Below are 20,926 nucleotides of genomic sequence, written 5' to 3'. Positions count from 1 at the left end.
TCCGCAGCAAGAGTCCATCCCGCTGGCGGTCGGCAGCATTGCTCATGGCCGGGCTGCGGCCGTGTGAAAGGGCCGGTGCGTGGGACGGCGGAGCGCAGGGCGTGGCCGCCGGGTTGCCGGATGTTGTTCGCGCCATCGGCGGGGCTGACGTTTCCGGCGTGTCCCTGTCACTTCGAAGCAGGCCGGTCGGGCCCGCCAGGTCAGTCCGGCTTGTAGGCGTTGGCGAACTGGGTGGCGGCTGTCGCACCCTGGCTGGCAAAGGTGGTCATGGCCTGCACGGCGGCGGGCAGCAGTTCATCCAGCAGGGTCTGCTCCGGGCCGGAAAGCCTGCCCAGCACCCAGTTGGTGGTTTCGCCGCCATGGGGCGAACGGCCTATGCCCAGGCGCAGTCGGTGGAAATCCGGCGTACCCAGAAGCTGGGTGATGGATTTCAAGCCATTGTGACCGGCATTGCCGCCCCCGGTCTTGAACTTCATGCGGCCAAGGGGAATATCCAGTTCGTCGTGCACCACCAGGATGGCGCCCGGCTTGATGCGGTAGTACGAGGCAATGGCCAGCACCGCCTCGCCACTCAGGTTCATGAAGGTCTGCGGCTTGGCCACCAGCCATGGATTGCCCGTGGACGTGATGCGGCACCGCCACAGGTCGTACTTCTTCTTGCCGCCGGAAAGCTGGTCGCAACCGCCGCCCGTCTCGCGGGCTGCAGCGTCCATCAGCGCGTCCACGGCCATGAAGCCAAGGTTGTGGCGGGTGCGTTCGTACTCCTTGCCCGGGTTGCCCAGGCCGACGATGAGACCGGCGACGTTCATGCGCGCAAAGTGGGGTTGGAGTTCTGCGGGGCGGGAAAGGCGGCGCAGGTGGCGGGGCGCCATGACGCCGGGGCGCTGCGGCACGACGGCGTTTACCGGCGCGCGAGGGCGAGGCAGCGCCCCAAAGAGCAGGAGCCGGACCGAGCAGGAGCCAGACGGTCCAGGTCCCGGACGGGTCAGGTCCCGGACCGGTCAGGTTCCGGAAACGCGGAAACCGGCCCCGCGCGAGGTGCGCGGGGCCGGGGGGAAACCGCGGTCCGAACCTTGGGAAGCCGTGCGTCAGGTCGTCATATCCACATGGGATGCACCGCACAGGATGCGGCGGACGGCGACGGCGTTCCCGGCCTCAGGCGCTATTCCTCGCCCTTGGGCGAGACAACGGCCACGATGGCGAAGTTGCGGTCGGCAACGGCGCAGACGCCTTCGCCCAGGGGCAGGTCGTTCACGCTGATGGTCTTGCCGATTTCGAGGTCGGTCAGATCGATGGTGATCTTGCTGGGCATCAGCAGGGGCTTGGCGGAAATGTCCAGCGCTTCGCGGTACACTTCCAGCTTGCCGCCCACCTTCACACCCTTGGAGGTGCCGGTGAATTCGAGGGGCACGCGGATCTTGACGGGCTTTTCCAGGTCCACACCGAGAAAATCGATGTGCGAGAAGCGGTTCTTCACCGGGTGGTACTGGATCTGCCAGAACAGCGCCGGGTAGGTGGACTTGGCGCCGTTGTCATCCAGCTCAATGTTGAAGACGGTGGTGCGGCCAACGGCTTCGAACAGCTTTTCGACGGGAAGCGTGTCCATCACGATCGGCACGTTCAGGCCTTCGGCGTTGTAGAACACGCCGGGAACCAGGGTTTCGGCCCGCAGCTTGCGGTTGGCGCCCTTGCCAAGGCCGTCGCGCTTGCGCACGCTCAGGGTCTTCAATTCGGACATTGCAGTTCTCCTTAAATTCATTCCCGCGTAAGCATCCCGCCCCGCGTCGGAATGTGAATTGCTTATACGAAAAGCACGCTCACCGAGGATTCGGTGTGGATGTTGTGGATGGCCTTTGCAAGAAGGCCCGCCACGGAAAGCACCTTCAGCTTGCTGCAGGCAGCCAGCTTGTCGCCCAGCGGCACCGTGTCGGTGACGATGACCTGCGAGAAGGTGGAATTGCACAGCCGCTCGATGGCCGGGCCGGACAGCACGGGGTGCGTGGCGCAGGCCATCACTTCCTTGGCGCCGTTCTTCAGCAGCACCTCGCCCGCCGCGCACATGGTGCCCGCGGTGTCGATCATGTCGTCCACCACGATGGCGATCTTGTCCTTGACGTCGCCGATGACGTGCATGGCGGAGGCCTGGTTGGGACGGTCGCGGCGCTTGTCGATGATGGCAAGGCCCGCGTTCAGCTTCTTGGCGAACGAACGGGCGCGCTCCACGCCGCCCGCGTCGGGCGAGACGATGGCGATGTCACCGGCATACGGGCGCAGGTATTCGAGAATGACCGGCTGCGCGTACAGGTTGTCCACCGGCACGTTGAAAAAGCCCTGGATCTGGCCCGCGTGCAGGTCCACCGTGACCACGCGGTCGGTGCCCGCAGTGGTCAGGAAGTCGGCCACCAGCTTGGCGCTGATGGGCGCGCGGGGGCTGACCTTGCGGTCCTGGCGGGCATAGCCGTAGTAGGGCACCACGGCGGTGACGCGACCGGCGCTGGCGCGCTTCAGCGCATCCAGCATCAGGCACAGCTGCATCAGGTTGTAATTCACGGGCGAGCAGGTGGCCTGAACGACGAATACGTCGTCGCCGCGCACGTTGTCGCCGATTTCGATGCGAATCTCGCCGTCGCTGAACGTCTCGCACAGGGCCGGGGTGAGCTGGCACCCCAGGTGGTCACAGATGGCCTTGGCAAGGGCGGGGTTCGACGTGCCGGTAAGAATCTTCAGGTCACCGTGCATGTTTCGACTTCCGGCTTGTGGTTGCGATGGCAAGCGTCATCGGAAAAAAGTGGCTGGGGCGGAAGGACTCGAACCCTCGGATGACGGGACCAAAACCCGTTGCCTTACCAGCTTGGCGACACCCCAGCATGAGGGAAATTTCGTTCCTAACGCAGGGGCTGGCCTGCGTGCGCCTTGCGGCGCGCATCTCACAGTGCATGCAAAAAGGCCGCGATGTTGTCGTTGCGAAGCGCTTCGGCCACATCACGCGCCGTGCCGTGCTTTCTGAACAGGGCGAACAGGCTGGCGCCGCTCCCGCTCACAAGCGCGGCACAGGCCCCGCGTCGAAGAAGAAATTCCTTGGTCCGGCGCAGGGTTGCATGTGCCTGAAAAACAACCGGTTCAAAGCTGTTGGTCAGCCACGGTCCGCGAGAGAGTGGATTTCTATCTTCTAGACTTTCCGATGTCAAGCAAGGACGCAATGATTTCGCGCTTTGTCCGGCCATGGAGCCGTTGCCGGGCAGGGCGGGGCTGGCCGATGCCGGACCGGAGGCGGATTCGGGCATTGTTCCGGGCACGCAGGCATTGGCGGCATCCCAGGCCCGATAGGCCCACGGCGTGGAAACGCGTACAGGCGGGCAGGCCAGCACCAGATGCAGGCCCGCGAGTCCCAGGTCGGCGAGTTCGCCAGTCGCCAGCGGGGTGAGCACCTCGCCGATGCCGCTGGCCCGCGCCGGACCGTCCATCAGAAAGAAGGGCACGTCGGCGCCGACACCGGCGGCCATTGCCCGCAGGGCTGCTGGCGTGGGAGCCGCCCCGGGGGACTGCTGCGCGCACAGCGCGGCAAGGTGGCGCAGCAGCACGGCGGCGTCGGCGCTGCCGCCGCCCAGGCCCGCGCCGTGCGGGATGTGCTTTTCCAGATGCACCGCAAGGCCGGGACGAAAGCCGGTAGCCGCCGCGAACCGCTCGTACGCGGTAACCACGGTGTTGCGGGCCGGATCCACGTCGGGCTCGGTGCAGGTGAAGGCAATGCCGTCATCCGCGTGGGGGGTCACATGCAGCAGGTCGCATGGTTCCGGCAGCGGCAGGAACAGGGTGTCCAGTTCGTGGTAGCCGTCGGGGCGCACGCCGGTGATGCGCAGGTACAGGTTTACCTTGCACCCGGCGCGCAAGGTGACGGAAGCAGGCGCGGGCATGTCGTGGTGGCTCACGCCTTGGCACCCGTATCACGGCGCAGCGTTTCCACGGTCAGGTGGCCGTTGGTGAACACGCACAGCTCCCCGGCCACGGCCATGGCCTCGCGCACCACGGTTTCCGCGTCCAGGGCGGTGTGCCGGGACAGGGCGCGGGCGGCGGACAGGGCATAGGGGCCGCCGCTGCCGATGGCGGCGATGCCGTCGTCCGGTTCGATGACGTCGCCGGTGCCGGTCAGGATGAGGATGGTTTCCGCGTCGGCCACCAGCAGCATGGCCTCCAGCCTGCGCAGGTACTTGTCCTTGCGCCAGTCCTTGGCCAGTTCCACGGCGGCGCGGGTGAGGTTGCCGCCGAATTCCTCCAGCTTGGCCTCGAAGCGCTCGAACAGGGTGAAGGCGTCGGCCGTGGCCCCGGCAAAGCCCGCCAGCACCCGCTCGCGGTACAGGCGGCGCACCTTGCGGGCGGTGTGCTTCATGACCACGCTCTGGCCCATGGTCACCTGGCCGTCACCGGCCATGGCCACGCCGTCCGCGTCGCGCACGGCAAGGATGGTTGTCCCCTTCAGTTCCATACGGTTGTTCCTTCGGCGTTGCCGCGCCGGTTTCGCAAGGGTTGGGGATGCGCGTGGCCAGGCATGGTCAGCGCATATCTGGCGCAGATATGGCGCAGATCAGGCGCTGGGCTGCGCATCGTGCATGCTGCGGCCAATCTGTCCGGCAAGAGCTTGAAACGCCACGCGCCACACCGCCAGCATGCCCTGCCCGTGCAGGACGAAGCGCACCTCGCGCACCAGCCCGGCTCGCAGGCCGCGCTCGGCCTCGGCCAGGGCGATGGGCGCGGCCTGTTCCGGCGGATAGCCGTAGCTGCCGCAACTGATGGCCGGAAAGGCCACCCGGGCCAGCCCGTGTTCCGCCGCCAGACGCAGACTGTTGGCGTGGGCCGCGGCCAGCGCCTGCGGTTCACCCTGCGCCCCGCCGCGCCAGATGGGGCCCACGGCGTGGATCACGTGGCGGGCGGGCAGGTTGAATCCAGGGGTGAGCACGGCCTCTCCCGCTGCCAGCGGGCCGCGCCGCGCCACGATGTCCCGCCCTGCGGGCAGCAGCAACGGTCCTGCGGCACGATGCAGCGCGCCGTCCACGCCACCGCCCCCGCGCAGTTCTGCATTGGCGGCGTTGACCACAGCGTCGGTGGTCGTGGCGGCAAGGTCGCCGGTTCCCACGACCAGCAGTCCGTGGCCGGTGGGGGCGGGTATGATCAGGGACAGATCGTCCACAAGGGCCGTCCTGAAAAAGCGTTGGGGAATATCCCGGTGGGCGTGAGGAGGGCTGGAGTCATTGTCCCGCGCAGTCGCCATGGCGCGCCCCATGCCTCCAGGGCCGGGACCGTCTACCAGACGGCCTTGCGCTCCTGATACCTGGTGTCGAAGCGATCCAGTTCCGCCTGGTCCTCCGGCGTGCGGATGACCGCCCGCGCCTTGTCGCGCAGTTGCTCCACCTTTTCCTTCTCGTTGGCGTACAGTGCGCTGTAGGCAAGGTGCAGGTAGCCCTTGAATATCTGCCCGTCCATGCCCAATGCACGCCCGTAGTAGTCGTGCACCTCGGAATCCTCGGGCAGGTGGCGCAGCACTTCCTTGTAGTAGGTATAGGCCTCGTTGCGCTGCCCCGTGTCGAACAGCAGCCGCGCATAGAAGAACAGGGCCATGTAGTCGCGCGAATTCATCAGCACGGCGCGTTGCAGCATCTGCGTCGCGCGGTTGCGGTCGCCCTTGGTGTAGTGGAACCGCCCGGCTTCGCGCCAGACAAGCTGGTCCCTGGGATTGCAGGCCAGTGCCCGGTCGAAGGCCGCCGTGGCCTCGCCCACCCGGTTCAGGCGCGAATACAGGATGGCCAGCCCCAACTGGGACATGCAGTCGTCGGGCTTGGCCTGCTCGAAGGTGCGCAGGGCGATGGCGGCATCGGCGTAACGGGCGCGCACCAGCAGCTGCACCCTGCGGAAGCGTTCGTCGTCGTCCTTGCGGTTGCGCACGCTGGCGGGTTGTTGTTCCACGCGCAGGCGCACTTCGCTGATGCGTTCGGTGATGTTGGGGTGGGTGCTGAGATAGGCGGGCACGTCCGTGCCGGTGGACCAGCTCTGCCTGCGCAGCTTTTCGAAGGCCCCGGCCATGCCGTCCGGTCGGAAGCCTGCGGCCACCAGGTATTGCATGCCCACCTGGTCCGCATCCGCTTCGTCGATGCGGCTGTAGTTGAGCATGGCCGTCTGGCCTGCGGCGATGGACCCGGCCATGGCCGCGCCCTTGCTGCTGCCGCCGCCCATGAAGGCCCCGGCCAGCGCCCCGGCAAGGCTGAGCAGGGTGATGCGCTGCGACTTTTCGATGCGGCTGGCGATGTGGCGCTGGGTGACGTGGGCCATTTCGTGGGCCAGCACGCCCGCCACTTCGCTTTCGTGTTCCATGGCCATCAGCAGGCCGGTGTGCACGAAGATGTACCCGCCGGGGCTGGCAAAGGCGTTGACCGCATTGTGCATCAACACGTTGGTCTCGAAGTCGAAGGGCTGCGGCGGCACCACCGCCTTCAGCCGTTCGACGATGGACCGCACGTACTCCTTCACTTCCGGGTCTTCCACCAGCGGCAGGCGGGCCTTGATGAGCACGTTGAACTTCTTGCCCAGTTCCACCTCGTCCTTGACGGTGAAGTCGCCCAGAAAGGCCCCGGCGGGCGGCGCAAAGGCGGGCAGGGCCTGGCCCAGCAGCATGAGCGCGCACAGGCACAGGGCAAGCGCGCCCCGCAGGCGGGCGAAAAGCCTGCCGGTGCGGGGCGCGGAAGAATGCCGGAAGCGGGTGGAGATGCGGTAAATCATGGGGTGGCTTATAGCACGTCCCATACCGCGCCGGAAGGCGTATCGCGCACCTCTATGCCGAGGGCGGCGATTTCGTCGCGGATGGCGTCGGCGCGGGCGAAGTCCTTGTCGGCGCGGGCGTTGATGCGGGCCTGCAACAGTTCTTCGACCCTGGCCGGGTCGATGGACTTGCGGGCCACGCGGCAGGCGCGCAGTTCCGCCAGGAATCCGGCAGGCTCGCGGCCGAACACGCCCAGCACGGCGAACCAGATGGCGGCCTGGTCCAGCACGGCCCGGAAGAAGGCGCGGGCGCCCTCGGTCTTGCGCTGGCCCTTGTTGTCCAGAATGCGGTTGGCCAGGCGCACCATGGTGAACACGTGCCCCAGGGCGGCCGCGGTGTTCATGTCGTCTTCCATGGCGTCGGTGAAGGCCTGGCGCAGACCTTCGAATTCTTCGGTCACATCCCTGGGCAGGGGACCGGAGGTCCACTTTTCGCGCTCGAGTTCGGCGTGCAGCAGGCCCAGCGCTTCGTAGATGCGCTTGAGGTTCTTTTCCGCCTCGTCCATGGACTCGAAGGTGAAGTCGATGGGGCTGCGGTAGTGCTTGGTCAGCAGGAAGTAGCGCAGCGTTTCCGGAAGGTAGTTTTCCAGAATGTCGCGGATGGTGCGGAAGTTGCCCAGCGACTTGGACATCTTTTCGGCGTTCACCTGCACGAAGCCGTTGTGCACCCAGTAACGCACGAAGTCCTTGCCAAGGGCCGCCTCGGTCTGGGCGATTTCGTTCTCGTGGTGCGGAAAGACCAGATCCTGCCCGCCGCCGTGGATGTCCAGCGGCAAGGGCAGGTGCTTTTCGCTCATGGCAGAGCATTCAATGTGCCAGCCGGGGCGACCATGACCCCACGGGCTTTCCCAGAAGGGTTCGCCGGGCTTGGCAGCCTTCCACAGGGCGAAATCGAGCGGATCTTCCTTTTCCTCGCCGGGCGCCACGCGGGCCCCGGAGCGCAGGTCGTCCACGTCGCGGCCGGAAAGCTTGCCGTAACCGGGAAAGGCGCGCACGCGAAAGTACACGTCGCCCGACGGGGTGGCGTAGGCCTTGCCCTGTTCGATGAGCCGCACGCACAATGAGATCATTTCCTCTATGTGCGTGGTGGCGCGGGGTTCTAGGTCGGCCCGCAGCACGTTCAGGCGGTCCATGTCCTCGTAGAAGGTGGCGATGTACTTTTCCGCGACCTCCTGACTGGAAAGACCTTCCTGGTTGGCGCGGGTGATGATCTTGTCATCCACGTCGGTAAAGTTGCGCGCGAAGGTGACGTCGAGCCCGGTGTGGCGCAGGTAGCGCACCAGCACGTCGAACACCACGGCGGAGCGGGCGTGGCCGATGTGGCACAGGTCGTATGCGGTGATGCCGCAGACGTACATGTTGACCTTGCCGGGCACGGCAGGCTCGAAGTGTTCCTTCTTGCGGGTCAGGGTATTGTACAGTTGCATTGATGCTCCCGTAGGAATGCGGTGTGGTGCGTCAGCGATGGCAACGTGTGTGCGCCCAGCAGGTGGGCCGGGTGCAGGAAGGAACGTGCCACAGCAAGGTCGATGTTCCCCTCAGGGGAGCCTAGCAGCCGCCGGTACAGGCCGGCCCATCGAACTGGTCGATGCGGCGCTGGTGGCGGCCACCTTCGAATTCGGTGTCCAGAAACACGTCCACGAGGCCCATGGCCACGCCGGGGCCGGTTACCCGTTCGCCAAGGCACAACACATTGGCGTTGTTGTGCTGGCGGGTGGCGCGGGCGTGAAATTCACAGGTGCACAGCGCGGCGCGGATGCCCGGAAAGCGGTTGGCCGCCATGGACATGCCGATGCCCGTGCCGCAGACCAGAATGCCCAAGCCGCCGGTGGCAAGCACCCGTTCGGTCACCTTGGCGGCGTAGAGCGGGTAGTCGCAGCTTTCGGCGGTCTGGGGTCCAAGGTCTTCCACCTGGCGGCCCGTGGCCTTGAGGTGGGCGACGATGACCTGCTTCAGGGCAAGACCGGCGTGGTCGGAGCCGATGATGACTGGCGCGGACATGACGGATGCGGACATGGTGTTCCCTCGCTGCGTGCTGACGGAAATATGGGGTGTGCGCCCGTTGCGGGCGCCGCGTAAGCCGTGGAACGGATGCCGGTCATGCGCGCTGGGTGTGCAGCGGGGCCGATCGGCGCTGGGAATGTGCTGTTCCGGGGGCCGGTTGTCAAGGCTATGGCGTAACCAGGAAAAAAAGAGCGCCAGTCGACCAGTCGTGGCCGGATCAGTTCACGCCAGCTGGGCCATTCGAGCCGCAACAGCGGGCCATGCGGGCCAGATGGCGTTCGCGATCCACGTTGGCGCTGGCGGCATGGCGGGCCAGTTCGTCGCGCAGGAAGGCGGCGCGTCCGGCCAGCTCGCGAATGCGAGCGTCCTCCGCCAATCCGCGAATGCGAGCGTCCTCCGTCAATCCGCGAACGCGAGCGTCCTCCGCCAATCCGGCGGCATCAAGGCTGCCCGCTTCCAGCAGTTCCGCAACGCGCTGGCCAAGGGCCGCGTGCTCTTCGTCCATGCGACGGCGCAACTGGCGAGCCTCCATGCAGCGCAGCACGCCGGAAGCCACGCGGCCCAATTCGCCGCGCAGCACGCACAACCCCACCTTGAGGTTGGACAGCACGGCCGAAAGTGAGAAGGAGGTCTGGGTATCGGGCGCGGTCATGAACGTCTCCGTCGCGTTGTGGTGCTGTGTGGCATGCCTGTTGGTGGAATAGTCGGGGCGTCGGGTTGTCAGGCCGATCAGCCCGTCGTGGCGTCGGCCTGCCGGGCCTGCCTGCGCGGTCGGGGCGGCCGGGCCGGTCGGAACAGTTGGTGATGCGTGCGGGCAGTCCGTGGCCGGGTTGGACCGGCAAGGGATGTCCCCCTAACGCCGCGCGCCTTCGCGCAACGGCAAGACCTCTGTGCCTTCTGGCAGTTCGAGCCCCAGTTGCTCACCGGTGAAGGCCTGCGGCCGTTCGCGTTCCTTCACCAGCAGGATGGCGGAATATCCCTTGGCGTGGGTGATGGTGATCTTGCGGGGCAGGGGCGGCGCAGCCTCGTCATAGTCGATGCGCATGTCCCACCCGGCCTGCTTGTCACCAGGGGCCGTATCCGTCCAGTGACGGGGCAGTCCTTCGGGAGAAAGTTCAAGCATTCCGCGAACCCTGCCGCGCGGCAGAGTGTAGGCGATTCCCCCGTCGGCCACAAGACGTGCGTCCGTGCGGGCATCGTCGAAGACCCGGGCGAACCGGCCATTCAGCAGGTTGGCCAGGTCCGGCACGGAAAAGGGCACCGGCACGCCGAACGAAAGCAGCGCGCGCCCGCCCTGGTTCAGGTCGCCGCTGTGGTAGTAGGCGCGGTTCTCGTTGGGGGCATAGGCCAGAAAGGTGGTGTCGTCCTCGCGGATGCGGGCCACGGTGGCCCCGATGCCCGCCATGATGTCCAGGCGCAGCGGCACGTCGCCGTTGGACCACAGCAGGGCCACCACGCGGTTGCCGTCGTGTTCGCCGGTCTTGTAGCGCAGGCTGGCGTTGAGCCGGAAGGGACCGGCATCCGCGTCGTTGGTCTGCGCCCAACTGCGGTAGGCATGCCAGGCGGCGTCGGCCTGCTCTGCGGGGGCAGGCACGCCGGGGGCCACGCGCGGGGCGCAGCCTTGCAGCACTGCGACCGTGACAAGCAGGATCAGGACGGGCAGGGCGGCCAGCAGGGAGCACACGCGACGACGCACGGCAGTGCCGTGCGCGGTGGCCGCCCCATTTTCCGTGGGCGCGATGAAAAACCGAAAGGATGGATGCATCACAGGTTCTTGAGCTTGGCGGTAACGTCCGCCGCGTTGGCGGGCGACATTTCCAGGGCCTTGCGGTAGCCCTTGCGCGCCTCTGCCTTCTTGCCGAGGGCGGCGGCTATGTCGCCATAGTGTTCCCAGATGGTGGGGTCGCTGGCGCCCAGTTCCACGGCGCGGGCGATGGCCTGCCACGCCTCGTTCAGTTCGCCCCGGCGGTAGTGCGTCCAGGCCAGCGAATCGATGATGTAGGTACTGTCGGGCGCTTCTTCAAGGGCGCGGGTGATCAGTTCCAGCGCCCGGTCCAGGTCGCGGCCCTGTTCCGCCAGGGTGTACCCCACGTAGTTCAGGGCCTGGGCGTGGCGCGGGTGGTCGGCGATGACCTGCTCCATCATGGCGAACGCTTCGGCCTTCTGGCCGCGCTCGTCCAGGATGATGCCGCGCATGAAGGCGATTTCGGCGTCGTCGGGCCAGAAGGTGCGCGCCTCGTCCATGACGGCCAGGGCCGCTTCCGGCTTGTCGCTGTTCAGGTACAGCTGGGCTTCCATCTGCCAGAATTCCTTCTGGCCGGGGTAGGTCTTCTGTCCTTCCTTCAGCGTGGCCAGCGCCGCGGTGAGGTCGCCGGTTTCATACTGCAACTGGCTTTTCAGGCGCAGGGCACGGTCGTGGTACTTGTTGGACGGGGTGATTTCGCCCAGCCAGCGCAGGGCGCCAGCCGGGTCGCGCTTGCCTTCGAAGGACAGCACGGCCAGGTAGAAGTACACCTCTTCCGGTGCGCCGGGGGTGTCCTTGACCACGGTGAGCAGGGCATCGGCCTGTTCGTAGAATTTCTCTTCCAGAAACAGGGTGGCCGCCGTGAGCAGAAAACCGAAGGTTTCCGGCCCTTGCCGGGACAGTTCGTAGGCCTTGGTCGGGTTGTTCAGCTTCAGGCTGATGGCGATGAGCCGCAACCACACGTCCTGGTTGCTTTCGTCCAGGGTGATGATCTGCTCGTAGGTGCGCTCGGCTTCCACGTAGTCCTTGCGCAGCTCGTAGATGAAGGCCAGTTCCGCCCAGGCCTCCAGAAAGTCGGGCGCGGCCTTGACGGCCTTGCGCAACTGGCCCAGCGCCTCGGAATGGCGGTTCAGCCCCACCAGCGCGCGGGCGTGGTAGTAGCGCAGCACGGGGGTGCGATTGCGCTCGGCGATGCCGGAGAGCAGCTTGTCCGCCTCGGCGAAGTTGCGGGTTTTCACCAGCAGCAGGGCCAGTTCCTGGCGGGCCTGTTCGTCCTCGCCATGGGCGTTGGCGAAGCTGCGCAGGGTGTACAGGGCATCGCTGGTGCGGTTTTCCTCAAGGTAGGTTTCCACCAGCAGCAGGGTAATGTCCAGATCGTCGGGGTAGCGCGTCACGCCTTCCTGCAACACCTGGCGGGCCAGGGTTGCTTCCTTGCGCGAAAGCAGGAACGAGCCGCCGTCGATGAACACCCTGGGCGACGGATCGAGGGCCACCAACTGCTCGATGGCGGTCAGCGCGTCGCGCATGTTGCCGGTGCGCCCCGCCTGCTCCAGCAGCAGGTAATAGTAGGTGGTGGCCGCATCCGGTGACAGCTGCCATTCGACGGGGGCGGCGGGTTGGTCGGGCGTGGCCTGGCGGGTTGCGCAGCCCGAGACGCCGGAGGCCAGACAGACCGCCGCCAGCAGCGCGGCGGCGCGGGAAAGCGCCCCGAAGCGCGAACGCCCGAAGGTTCCGGCGGGCGCAGATCGGCGCCGCGCCAGGATGGCCGTCAGCGTGCCTGCGGCGTTGCGGACAAAGGCTATGCGAAGGATGGATGGCATGGAGGGCTCGTGCAACGGCCTGACCGGGCCGGGCGGCTACTGTGATATCCAGTCCGAGGAGAAGTCGCGGATTTCCTTGAACAGATGGTCGCGCAGCTTTTGCAGCAGGCGCGCCTCTATCTGCCGGACGCGTTCCCGGGTGATGTCGTACTTCTCGCCGATCTCGCGCAGGGTGACGGGCTGTTCCGTAAGCAGGCGGTGCTGGAGGATGTATGCCTCCTTGTCCGACAGCTTCGGCAGGATGGTCTGCACCCTGTCCTGCACCATGCGCGCGATTTCGCTGTTGGCCAGCGTTTCCTCTATGCCTGGCCCCAGGGCGGGCAGGAAGTCCATGCGGGTGGCCCCGCCGGAATCCTCGCCCACGGTGATGTCCAGCGACATGTCGGACGAATCGAGCCGCTGCTCCATCTCGATGACCTGCTCGACGGTGACGTTGAGCTTTTCCGAGAGGGTGGCGGCGTCGGGGTCGTACCCCTGCGCGATAAGGCGCTGGCGTTCCTTGTTGAGATTGTAGAACAGCTTGCGCTGGGCCTGCGTGGTGCCGATCTTGACCATCCTCCAGTTGTCCATGATGAACTTGAGGATGTAGGCCTTGATCCAGAAGGCGGCGTAGTACGAGAACTTGATGCCTTTTTCGGGGTCGAACTTGTTGACCGCGCGCATCAGGCCCACGTTGCCTTCCTGAATCAGATCCAGCACATTCTGCATCCAGCGCCGCTGGAAGTCCATGGCGATCTTGACCACCAGGCGCAGGTGCGAGGTGACAAGGCGGAAGGCGGCATCGCTGTCGCCCTGTTCCTGCACGCGGCGGGCAAGGTCGAATTCCTCGTCCGGTTTCAGCAGCGGAAACCTGCTGATTTCGCGCAGGTACAGGTGCAGGGAGTCGCGCGTGGAAGCGCCGGGCATGGCCGGGCGCAGCACGGGCAGGGAACGGTGGCGGGCTTCGCCGTCCTCGTGCGCGCCCGTTGCGTCACGGGAGCCGTGAGAGGCGTGGGACGAATCGTCGTCGCCGTGCAGCAGGTCGACGTCGATGGCGTCGTCGCCGGGACCGTCGAAGTCGATGTCCAGTTCGTCGTCGGTGCTTTCGTCGTCGTCCGATTCGTCGGGATATTCGCCGACCACGGTGGCGGAGGCCGGTGCGTCATCGTCGCCATCGCCAGCAGGGGAAGATGCGGCACGGCGGCCGCGCGCAGGTTTGCCCGAAGCGGAGGCGCCGGAAGACGATTTTCCCGAAGCCGATTTGCCGGAGGCCGCCTTGGCGCGGGCCTTGGGGGCAATTTCCGGCTGCGGGTCAAGAAGCACCTCGGCGTCCAGCACGACTTCCGGCGTGACGGGCGCTTCGGGGGCTTCGGAAAGTTCGGAGGCAGCTGGCCCGGGGGCCTTGGCGCCACGCGTGCGCGCGGCGCGGCGCGGCGTTTTCACGGTATCGGTCATGGTATCCGGTCAAGGCGCGGCGCAGGCCGCACCGGTTCGTGCGTCGTGTAGCGGGGTCCCACTATGCGTGACGGGGCCGTACAGTCGGGAATGGTATGATTTTTGTTTGTCCTTTACAAGGCTTTCCGGTACACAGGCCTTCCCGTGCGGCGGTACGCGCCGGTCGGGCACGTTTACGGAACACTCGCGGTTCATGGACTCTCCATCGCCTGCGAGCCAAGTTTCAGGAGTACAGGCTGTGCCAGATTTTCGTCAAGCGCTTCGGTCAGGTCGTCGGCTGGTCTTCGATGGCGGCATGGGCACCATGCTCCAGTCGCGCGGGCTGCCGCCCGGCGTAAGCCCGGAACTGTTCTGCCTGGCCCGACCCGACGTGCTGGTGGGCATTCATGCCGACTACCTGCAGGCCGGGGCCGACGTGCTGACCACCAACACCTTCGGCGGCTGCATCTACAAATTGGGTACCGGCCCCGGCGCTCCCGACGTGGTGGAATTCAACCGTGCCATGGCCCGCGCCGCGCGCGAGGCCGTGCTTGCCAGTGGCCGCGAGGCCTTCGTGGCGGGCAGCGTGGGACCGTCCGGGCATTTCCTGCGCCCGCTGGGCGATCTGGACCCCGCCGAACTGGTGGCCGCCTTCCGCGCCCAGATCCGGGGGCTGGTGCAGGGCGGGGTGGACCTGATCCTGGCCGAAACGCAGTTCGACCTGGCCGAGGCCCGGGCCATCGTGCTGGCCGTGCGCGCCGAATGCGACCTGCCCGTGGGCGTTTCCATGACCTTCGAGAACGGCGTCAGCCTGACCGGCACGCGGCCCGGAGTGTTCGTGCAGTCCATGCTCAACATGGGCGTGGACCTTGTGGGCACCAATTGCAGCGCCGGACCGGAACAGGTGGTCGAGGTGGTGGACGAACTGCTGGCACTGGCCGAAGTGCCGGTGCTGGTGGAACCCAACGCGGGGCTGCCGGAACTGGTGGACGGCAAGACCGTGTTCCGCCTGGGGCCGGACGACTTTGCCCGGCACACCGCCCGCTTTGCCGCCTCTGGCGTGCGCATGCTGGGCGGCTGCTGCGGCACCACGCCTGCCCATATAGCAGCCCTGCGCACCGCGCTGGGCAATATTTCTGGCGGTCTCGAGCCCGACCCGGCCCGGCGCGACGGCATCGTGCTGACTACCCGCGCCCAAGCCGTGCACATCGGGGCGGGCAGCCCCATCCGCATCATCGGCGAACGCATCAACCCCACCGGCAAGAAGCTGCTGACGGCGGAACTGCAGGCGGGCGAATTCGCCCAGGCCCTGCGCTTTGCCGACGAACAGGTGGAGGCGGGCGCGCCGCTGCTGGACGTGAACGTGGGTGCCCCCATGGTGGACGAGGCGGTGCTGCTGCCCGCGCTGGTGGAACGCCTGGTGGCCCGCCATTCGCTGCCGCTGTCGCTGGATTCGTCCAATGCCGACGCCATTGCCGCGGCCCTGCCGTTTCATCCCGGCTCCCCGCTGGTCAACTCCATCAGCGGCGAACCGGGCCGCATGGAGCACCTGGGACCGCTGTGCCGCGACCATGGCGCGCCGTTCATCCTGCTGCCGCTCAAGGGGCGCAAGCTGCCGGTGACGGCGGCGGAACGCATCGCCATCATAGAGGAATTGTTGCAACAGGCCGACGGCCTGCGCATTCCGCGCCGTCTGGTCATGGTGGACGTGCTGGCCCTGGCCGTGTCGTCCAAGGCCGAGGCCGCGCGCCACTGCCTGGACACCATCCGCTGGTGCGCGGCAGAGGGGCTGCCCACCACCATCGGGCTGTCCAACATCTCGTTCGGCCTGCCCGCGCGCGAACTGCTGAACTCCACCTTCCTGGCCATGGCGGCGGGTGCGGGGCTTTCCTCGTGCATCGCCCACCCGGGCAACGCGCGCATCCGCGAGGCGGTGGCCGCCTCCAGCGTGCTGCTGGGGCTGGACCCCAACGCCGAGTCGTTCATTGAAGGGTACTCCGGCTGGACGCCGGGTGGTGACGCCACGGGAGCGGCTGCCGGTGGGGCATCTGGCGGCACCGGAGGCACGGCTGGCGTGAAGGCCAAGGCCGCCACGCTGGAAGAGGCCGTCATCCGGGGCGACCGCGACGGCGCGCTGGCCCTGGTGGAACGCGCCCTGGCAGAAGGTGCCGACCCGTTCTCGCTGGTGCAGGAAAAGCTGATCCCCGGCATCACCGAGGTGGGGCGCCGCTACGAACGGCGCGAATACTTCCTGCCGCAGCTCATCCGTTCGGCAGAGACCATGCAGCACGCCTTTCGCAAACTTCAACCGTTGCTTGAAGCCCAGCGGGGGCACGAAACCCGCCCGGTGATCATCATGGCCACGGTGGAGGGCGACATCCACGACATCGGCAAGAACATCGTCACCCTGATGCTGGGCAACCACGGCTTCGACGTGGTGGACTTGGGCAAGGACGTGAAGGCCGCCGACATCGTGGAGGCCGCGGAACATCACGGCGCGCGGGTGATCGGGCTTTCGGCCCTGATGACCACCACCATGGTGCGCATGGAGGATACCGTGCGCCTGGTGCGCGAACGCGGCCTGCCCGTCAAGGTCATGGTGGGCGGCGCGGTGGTTACCCCCGCCTATGCCGAGGCCATCGGCGCGGACGGCTATTCCGCCGACGCCGTGGAGGCCGTGCGGGTGGCCAAAGAACTGTTGACGGTGCAATAGGGTATCCCGCCCGGACCCGTGGCAAGGCCCGCAGCCGACGCTCCGCACGCTTTTCTCGACATCTTGAACGGATTCGCCGTCCCGGCATCCTTTTCCTCTCTTTCCCGCGTGACCGTTCCGAACGCGCCGGTTGCCCCGGCGCGCGTTCGGCGGTAAGAATGCGCTCCGCCCCGTGGCGGACCCCCGGAACTGCTATGGGCACTCAGCCGTGGGCGGCCGCCCGTGGCATTCCGGGCGCAGTGGCTTTATCCCCTCGGAGGCTTTTAGATGAAACGCCTGACATCGCTTGCACTTCTTCCGCTGCTGCTCGTCGTCCTGTGCGGCGTTGCCGTTGCGGCTCCCGCCGTGGAAGAGATGGGCTCCGGCGAATTGCTGCGCCGCGTCACCGCCGCCAAGGGCAAGGTGGTCATCGTCAACTTCTTTGCCTCGTGGTGCCCGCCGTGCCTGGAGGAAATCCCCGGCCTGATCAACGTGCGCGCCCGATATTCCGAAGACAAGGTGGCCCTGTACGGCATTTCGCTGGACGACAACCCCAGGCAACTGGCGGCCTTCATGTCCCGCACGCCGTTCAATTATCCGGTGTGGAAGGGCAAGGAGGAATTGCAGCGTTTCTTCAACGTGTCCTCCATCCCGCAACTGTTGGTTTACGACCGGCAGGGCAAGCTGGTGGCCAACCACGTGGGCCTCGTCGAGGCCGACGAACTGGGCAAGTTCGTGGATACCCTGCTGGGGGGCAACTAGATGGGCCAGCCGTACATCCGCAAGGCCCGCGTGCAGGACGTCAAGGCCATTCACGGCCTGCTCATGCACACCTCCGGCCAGGGGCTGCTGCTGCCGCGTTCGCTGAACCAGCTGTACAGCCACCTGCGCGACTTTCTGGTCATTGATCCCGACGACGGCGGCCCGCTGGTGGGCTGCTGCGCCCTGTCCATCGCCTGGGACGACATCGCCGAGGTGCGTTCGCTGGTGGTGGCCGACGACCTGCGCGGCAAGGGCTGGGGGCGCAAGCTAGTGGATGCCTGCCTGAGCGATGCCGTGACCCTGGGCATCTTCCGGGTGTTCGCGCTGACCTACCAGGTGGATTTCTTTTTGCGGATGGGGTTCCGGGTGGTGGAAAAGGACGTGCTGCCCCAGAAAATATGGGCGGACTGCATCCACTGTCCCAAGTTCCCCGATTGCGACGAAACGGCGGTGCTGCTGGAAATGTAGCTGGTTGGCGCGCCGCGTGCCATCCACTGGCGCGTGCCGTGCCCCGGCGCCATCAGCCGCCGCGTGTTCACATGACAACCCACGGGCCGGGCGCCCCGCGCACGACGCGGTGTGCCCGGCACCCTGCGATACACGGGCCCGGAGGCCGGACGACGATGAAGATCAAGGACTTGAAGGTAGTGTACGACGCACAGGCCATCGCCACGCGCGTGGCCGAAATGGGCCAGGAGATCAATCGCCTGTACGCGGGCGAGGAACTGGTGGTGGTCTGCGTGCTGAAGGGCGCGTTCATGTTCTTTGCCGATCTGGTGCGGCACCTGGACATGCGCCCGGAACTCGATTTCGTGCGCGTGGCCAGCTACGGCTCGTCCACCGCAACCTGCGGCACCGTCAGCTTCACCAAGGACGTGGAAGTGCCCTTGCAGGGCAAGCACGTGCTGCTGGTGGAAGACATCGTGGACACCGGCCACACCGTGGACTTCCTGTTCCGTCAGCTTGCGGCGCGCGGTGCAAAGAGCCTGCGCCTGGCCGCGCTGGTGGACAAGCAGGAGCGCCGCGCGGTGCCCGTGCGCGTGGACTTTGCGGGGTTTGCGTTGCCCGGTGGCTTCATTGTAGGGTATGGCCTCGACTATGCCGAACGGTATCGCGAACTTCCCGGTATCTACGAAGCCGTCATCGAAGCCGAGGGCGCCTAGGGTGGGCCACGCCGCCTGCCTGTCGTCGCGCCCCGGCCATTCGCCGAGATTCCACGTCCGAGGTGCCCGATGATCGTCATTTGCCCCAGCTGCTCGACCAAATACAACCTGCCCGACGATCGCGCCCGCCCCGGTGCGAAGCTGAAATGCACCCTGTGCAAGTCCGTCTTTCCCATCGAATCGGCCACGCCGCCATCCGCTGGCGCGCCCGATTTCGACGCCGTCATGGGTGGACTTGGCATGGGCGGACTTGGCATGGGCGGACCGGATGACGCCGCCGCTTCCGACACCGTATCGTCCAACGGCGCGGAACTGGATCACGGCCCCTTCGACGTGGCTTCCGACCCCGAGGCGGATCTGGCAGCCGCCGTCCGTGCCAAGGTGCAGGCCGATGCCCGCAAGCGCGGCAGTGCCGACGATGGCCCGGACGTCAGCGACATCATCGGCTCCATGAAGGGCTACAACCTGGACGACGCCCCGCCCGCCGTGCCGCCCAAAAAGTACGGCTGGCCGGTCATCGCCGGGTTCGTGGCCGTGCTGCTGGCCGTGGCCGTGGGCGTCACCCTGCGCTTCACCGGCATGTGGCCAGGGGACAAGGCGGTGGAAACGCCCCCGCCCGCGGTCAACGGCACCGAGCAGATCAAGAACATCGCCTTGCGCAACTACCGCCAGTATTACGTGAACAACGAGAAGGTGGGCCAGGTTGCGGTGATCGAGGGCAAGGTGGTGAACAACTTTTCCTCGCCGCGCGAACTGATGAAGATCGAAGCCTCGCTGTACGACGCGGCGGGCACGGCCGTGGTCACCAAACAGCAGCTGTGCGGGGTCACCGTGTCGCTGTTCCAGTTGCAGGTGCTGGGCGAGCAGGAACTGGAAACGGCCCTCAACAACAAGATCGAAATCCTCACCAACAACACCAACGTACCCCCCGGCGGCGAAGTGCCGTTCATGGTGGTGTTCTACAACCCGCCCGCCTCCGTGGCCGAATTCGGCGTCAAGGTGGTGGAGGCGCGCATCCCCCCCGACGGCAAGTAGCGTGCGCCCGTGAAGCTGCGCGAAACCTACGTCTGCACCGCCTGCGGGGCGCGCGCGCCGCAATGGCGCGGCCAGTGCCCCGCCTGCAAGGAATGGAACACCCTTGAACTGACCATGGCCCCGCGCGAGGGCAAGGCCGGGGCACGCCCCGGCGCGTCGTCCGCAGGGCCGCAGGGCAGGGCCCAGGCGCTGAAGGACGTGGCCGACCACGGCGCCGAACCCTTCGGCAGCGGCCTGGATGCGCTGGACCGCGTGCTGGGCAAGGGCCTTGTGCCGGGTGCGGCCATCCTTGTGGGGGGCGAGCCGGGCATCGGCAAGTCCACGCTGCTGTTGCAGGTAGCCGGGGCCGTTGCCGCCGCCGGACGCGGCGTGCTGTATCTTTCGGGCGAGGAATCGCTGCCCCAGTTGAAGGCCCGCGCCGCCCGCCTTGGCGTGCTGCACGACGAACTGATGGCCGTTGCCACCACCAGGCTGGACGATGTCCTGCCCCATCTCGAAGGCCCCGAAGCCCCGGCGCTGCTCATCGTCGATTCCGTGCAGACCGTCAGTTCCGACAGGGCAGAGGGGCTGCCCGGCAACGTCAGCCAGGTGCGCGCCGTGTCCACGGAAATCGTGGAGGCCTGCAAGCGCAGCGGCACCACCGTGCTGCTGGTGGGCCACGTGACCAAGGACGGCGCACTGGCCGGGCCACGCCTGCTGGAACACCTGGTGGACACGGTCATTTCCATCGAAGGCGACCGGCGGCAGATGTTCCGCCTGCTGCGGGTGCTCAAGAACCGTTTTGGCCCCAATCAGGAACTGCTGGTCTTCCGCATGGTGGAGCAGGGCATGGAGGTGGTGGAAGACCCTTCCACCTTCTTCCTCGGCGCGCGCGACCCGGCCCTGTCGGGCACCGCGCTGGTCATGGCCGTGGACGGGCAGCGTCCCCTTGCCGTTGAGGTGCAGGCCCTGGTCACCCGCAGCTATCTGGCCATTCCGCGCCGCACGGGGCTGGGGTTCGACGTCAACCGGCTGCACCTGCTGCTGGCGGTGCTGGAAAAGCGGCTGCGCCTCAACTTCGGGCAGGTGGACATCTACGCCAAGATCGGCGGCGGCATGAAGTTGCAGGATCCCGGCATGGACCTGGGGCTGGTGGCCGCCGTGCTGTCGTCGTTCTACGATCTGCCCCTGCCCGGGCGGGCCGTGTTCTGGGGCGAGGTCGATCTCAACGGGCAAGTGCGCCCGGTGGCCGCCCATTCCATCCGCCGCGACCAGGCCCGCAGGCTGGGCTATACGCCCATCCTGCATCCCGCCGATGATCATGCGCACGGCGTGCCCACCGTGGCCGCCTTGCAGGATGCGCTGTTCCGACGCGCCAAGCGCCCCGCGTACGCCGACCCGGCCGGGCATGGATCACGCGCGCAAGGCGGGGGCACCCCGTCCGGCTTCGGCGACCCCGCCGATTCCGAGTCCGAAGACGGCGTCTAGGCGCGCGGCAAGGCCCCTG

Annotated in this window: 19 protein-coding genes and 1 tRNA gene; 6 read left to right on the top strand and 14 right to left on the bottom strand. The window is 66.9% G+C overall.

Annotated features, from left to right (window positions below; translation table 11 throughout):
• Positions 1-200 precede the first annotated feature (200 nt).
• The 14 genes from pth to DESTE_RS02680 form a co-directional block, all read right to left on the bottom strand.
• A complete protein-coding gene (gene pth, locus DESTE_RS02745; RefSeq protein WP_035069497.1) occupies positions 201-809 on the bottom strand; it encodes an aminoacyl-tRNA hydrolase in 609 nt (202 codons plus the stop codon).
• Positions 810-1,162: 353 nt separating this feature from the next.
• Positions 1,163-1,738 (bottom strand): 50S ribosomal protein L25/general stress protein Ctc, encoded by a 576-nt coding sequence (locus DESTE_RS02740; protein ID WP_035064742.1) that lies wholly within the window; start codon positions 1,736-1,738, stop codon positions 1,163-1,165.
• Positions 1,739-1,800: 62 nt separating this feature from the next.
• The gene (locus DESTE_RS02735) at positions 1,801-2,739 is read right to left on the bottom strand and encodes a ribose-phosphate diphosphokinase (RefSeq protein ID WP_035064739.1); all 939 of its coding nucleotides are present in this window, start codon (positions 2,737-2,739) and stop codon (positions 1,801-1,803) included.
• A 50-nt stretch (positions 2,740-2,789) separates the two neighbouring features.
• Positions 2,790-2,865 (bottom strand) — tRNA-Gln (locus DESTE_RS02730).
• Positions 2,866-2,927: 62 nt separating this feature from the next.
• Positions 2,928-3,914, bottom strand: coding sequence for a 4-(cytidine 5'-diphospho)-2-C-methyl-D-erythritol kinase (gene ispE / locus DESTE_RS02725; RefSeq protein ID WP_035064736.1), 987 nt, complete (start codon positions 3,912-3,914; stop codon positions 2,928-2,930).
• Between the two features lie 11 nt (positions 3,915-3,925).
• A complete protein-coding gene (hslV, locus tag DESTE_RS02720) occupies positions 3,926-4,483 on the bottom strand; it encodes an ATP-dependent protease subunit HslV (RefSeq protein ID WP_035064734.1) in 558 nt (185 codons plus the stop codon).
• Between the two features lie 99 nt (positions 4,484-4,582).
• Entirely contained in the window at positions 4,583-5,185 is a 603-nt protein-coding gene (locus DESTE_RS02715; protein ID WP_156925243.1) for a macro domain-containing protein, read from the bottom strand.
• 113 nt (positions 5,186-5,298) lie between these two features.
• Positions 5,299-6,768, bottom strand: coding sequence for a M48 family metalloprotease (locus DESTE_RS02710; RefSeq protein ID WP_035064731.1), 1,470 nt, complete (start codon positions 6,766-6,768; stop codon positions 5,299-5,301).
• An 8-nt stretch (positions 6,769-6,776) separates the two neighbouring features.
• Positions 6,777-8,234 carry a cysteine--tRNA ligase gene (gene cysS, locus DESTE_RS02705; protein WP_035064728.1) on the bottom strand — a complete coding sequence of 486 codons (1,458 nt, stop codon included), beginning with the start codon at positions 8,232-8,234 and terminating at the stop codon, positions 6,777-6,779.
• A 121-nt stretch (positions 8,235-8,355) separates the two neighbouring features.
• Entirely contained in the window at positions 8,356-8,808 is a 453-nt protein-coding gene (gene rpiB / locus DESTE_RS02700; protein WP_035069491.1) for a ribose 5-phosphate isomerase B, read from the bottom strand.
• Between the two features lie 220 nt (positions 8,809-9,028).
• Positions 9,029-9,463, bottom strand: a complete 435-nt coding sequence (locus tag DESTE_RS02695) for a hypothetical protein (RefSeq protein WP_035064726.1) — start codon at positions 9,461-9,463, stop codon at positions 9,029-9,031.
• Between the two features lie 201 nt (positions 9,464-9,664).
• The gene (locus DESTE_RS02690) at positions 9,665-10,576 is read right to left on the bottom strand and encodes a hypothetical protein (RefSeq protein ID WP_084559321.1); all 912 of its coding nucleotides are present in this window, start codon (positions 10,574-10,576) and stop codon (positions 9,665-9,667) included.
• Entirely contained in the window at positions 10,576-12,375 is a 1,800-nt protein-coding gene (locus DESTE_RS02685; RefSeq protein ID WP_156925242.1) for a tetratricopeptide repeat protein, read from the bottom strand. Before DESTE_RS02685 ends, DESTE_RS02690 begins: the two co-directional genes overlap by 1 nt.
• Before the next feature lie 36 nt (positions 12,376-12,411).
• Complete coding sequence (locus DESTE_RS02680) at positions 12,412-13,809, bottom strand: sigma-70 family RNA polymerase sigma factor (protein WP_035064723.1); 1,398 nt, start codon at positions 13,807-13,809, stop codon at positions 12,412-12,414.
• Between the two features lie 238 nt (positions 13,810-14,047).
• Here DESTE_RS02680 and DESTE_RS02675 point away from each other — a divergent pair, with 238 nt between their 5' ends.
• The 6 genes from DESTE_RS02675 (at position 14,048) to radA (ending at position 20,907) form a co-directional block, all read left to right on the top strand.
• The gene (locus DESTE_RS02675; protein ID WP_035064719.1) at positions 14,048-16,501 is read left to right on the top strand and encodes a homocysteine S-methyltransferase family protein; all 2,454 of its coding nucleotides are present in this window, start codon (positions 14,048-14,050) and stop codon (positions 16,499-16,501) included.
• A 267-nt stretch (positions 16,502-16,768) separates the two neighbouring features.
• Entirely contained in the window at positions 16,769-17,242 is a 474-nt protein-coding gene (locus tag DESTE_RS02670) for a TlpA family protein disulfide reductase (RefSeq protein WP_035064716.1), read from the top strand.
• A complete protein-coding gene (locus DESTE_RS02665) occupies positions 17,243-17,710 on the top strand; it encodes an N-acetyltransferase (protein WP_035064713.1) in 468 nt (155 codons plus the stop codon).
• A gap of 155 nt (positions 17,711-17,865) precedes the next feature.
• Positions 17,866-18,405: a hypoxanthine phosphoribosyltransferase gene (hpt, locus tag DESTE_RS02660; protein WP_035064710.1), complete on the top strand. Its 540-nt coding sequence runs from the start codon at positions 17,866-17,868 to the stop codon at positions 18,403-18,405.
• Positions 18,406-18,474: 69 nt separating this feature from the next.
• The gene (locus tag DESTE_RS02655) at positions 18,475-19,440 is read left to right on the top strand and encodes a DUF3426 domain-containing protein (RefSeq protein WP_035064707.1); all 966 of its coding nucleotides are present in this window, start codon (positions 18,475-18,477) and stop codon (positions 19,438-19,440) included.
• 9 nt (positions 19,441-19,449) lie between these two features.
• Positions 19,450-20,907: a DNA repair protein RadA gene (gene radA / locus DESTE_RS02650; RefSeq protein ID WP_035064705.1), complete on the top strand. Its 1,458-nt coding sequence runs from the start codon at positions 19,450-19,452 to the stop codon at positions 20,905-20,907.
• Positions 20,908-20,926 lie beyond the last annotated feature (19 nt).

This window comes from Nitratidesulfovibrio termitidis HI1 (genome assembly GCF_000504305.1).
Classification (GTDB): Bacteria; Desulfobacterota; Desulfovibrionia; order Desulfovibrionales; family Desulfovibrionaceae; genus Cupidesulfovibrio; species Cupidesulfovibrio termitidis.
This window is presented reverse-complemented; position numbering and strand designations above follow the sequence as displayed.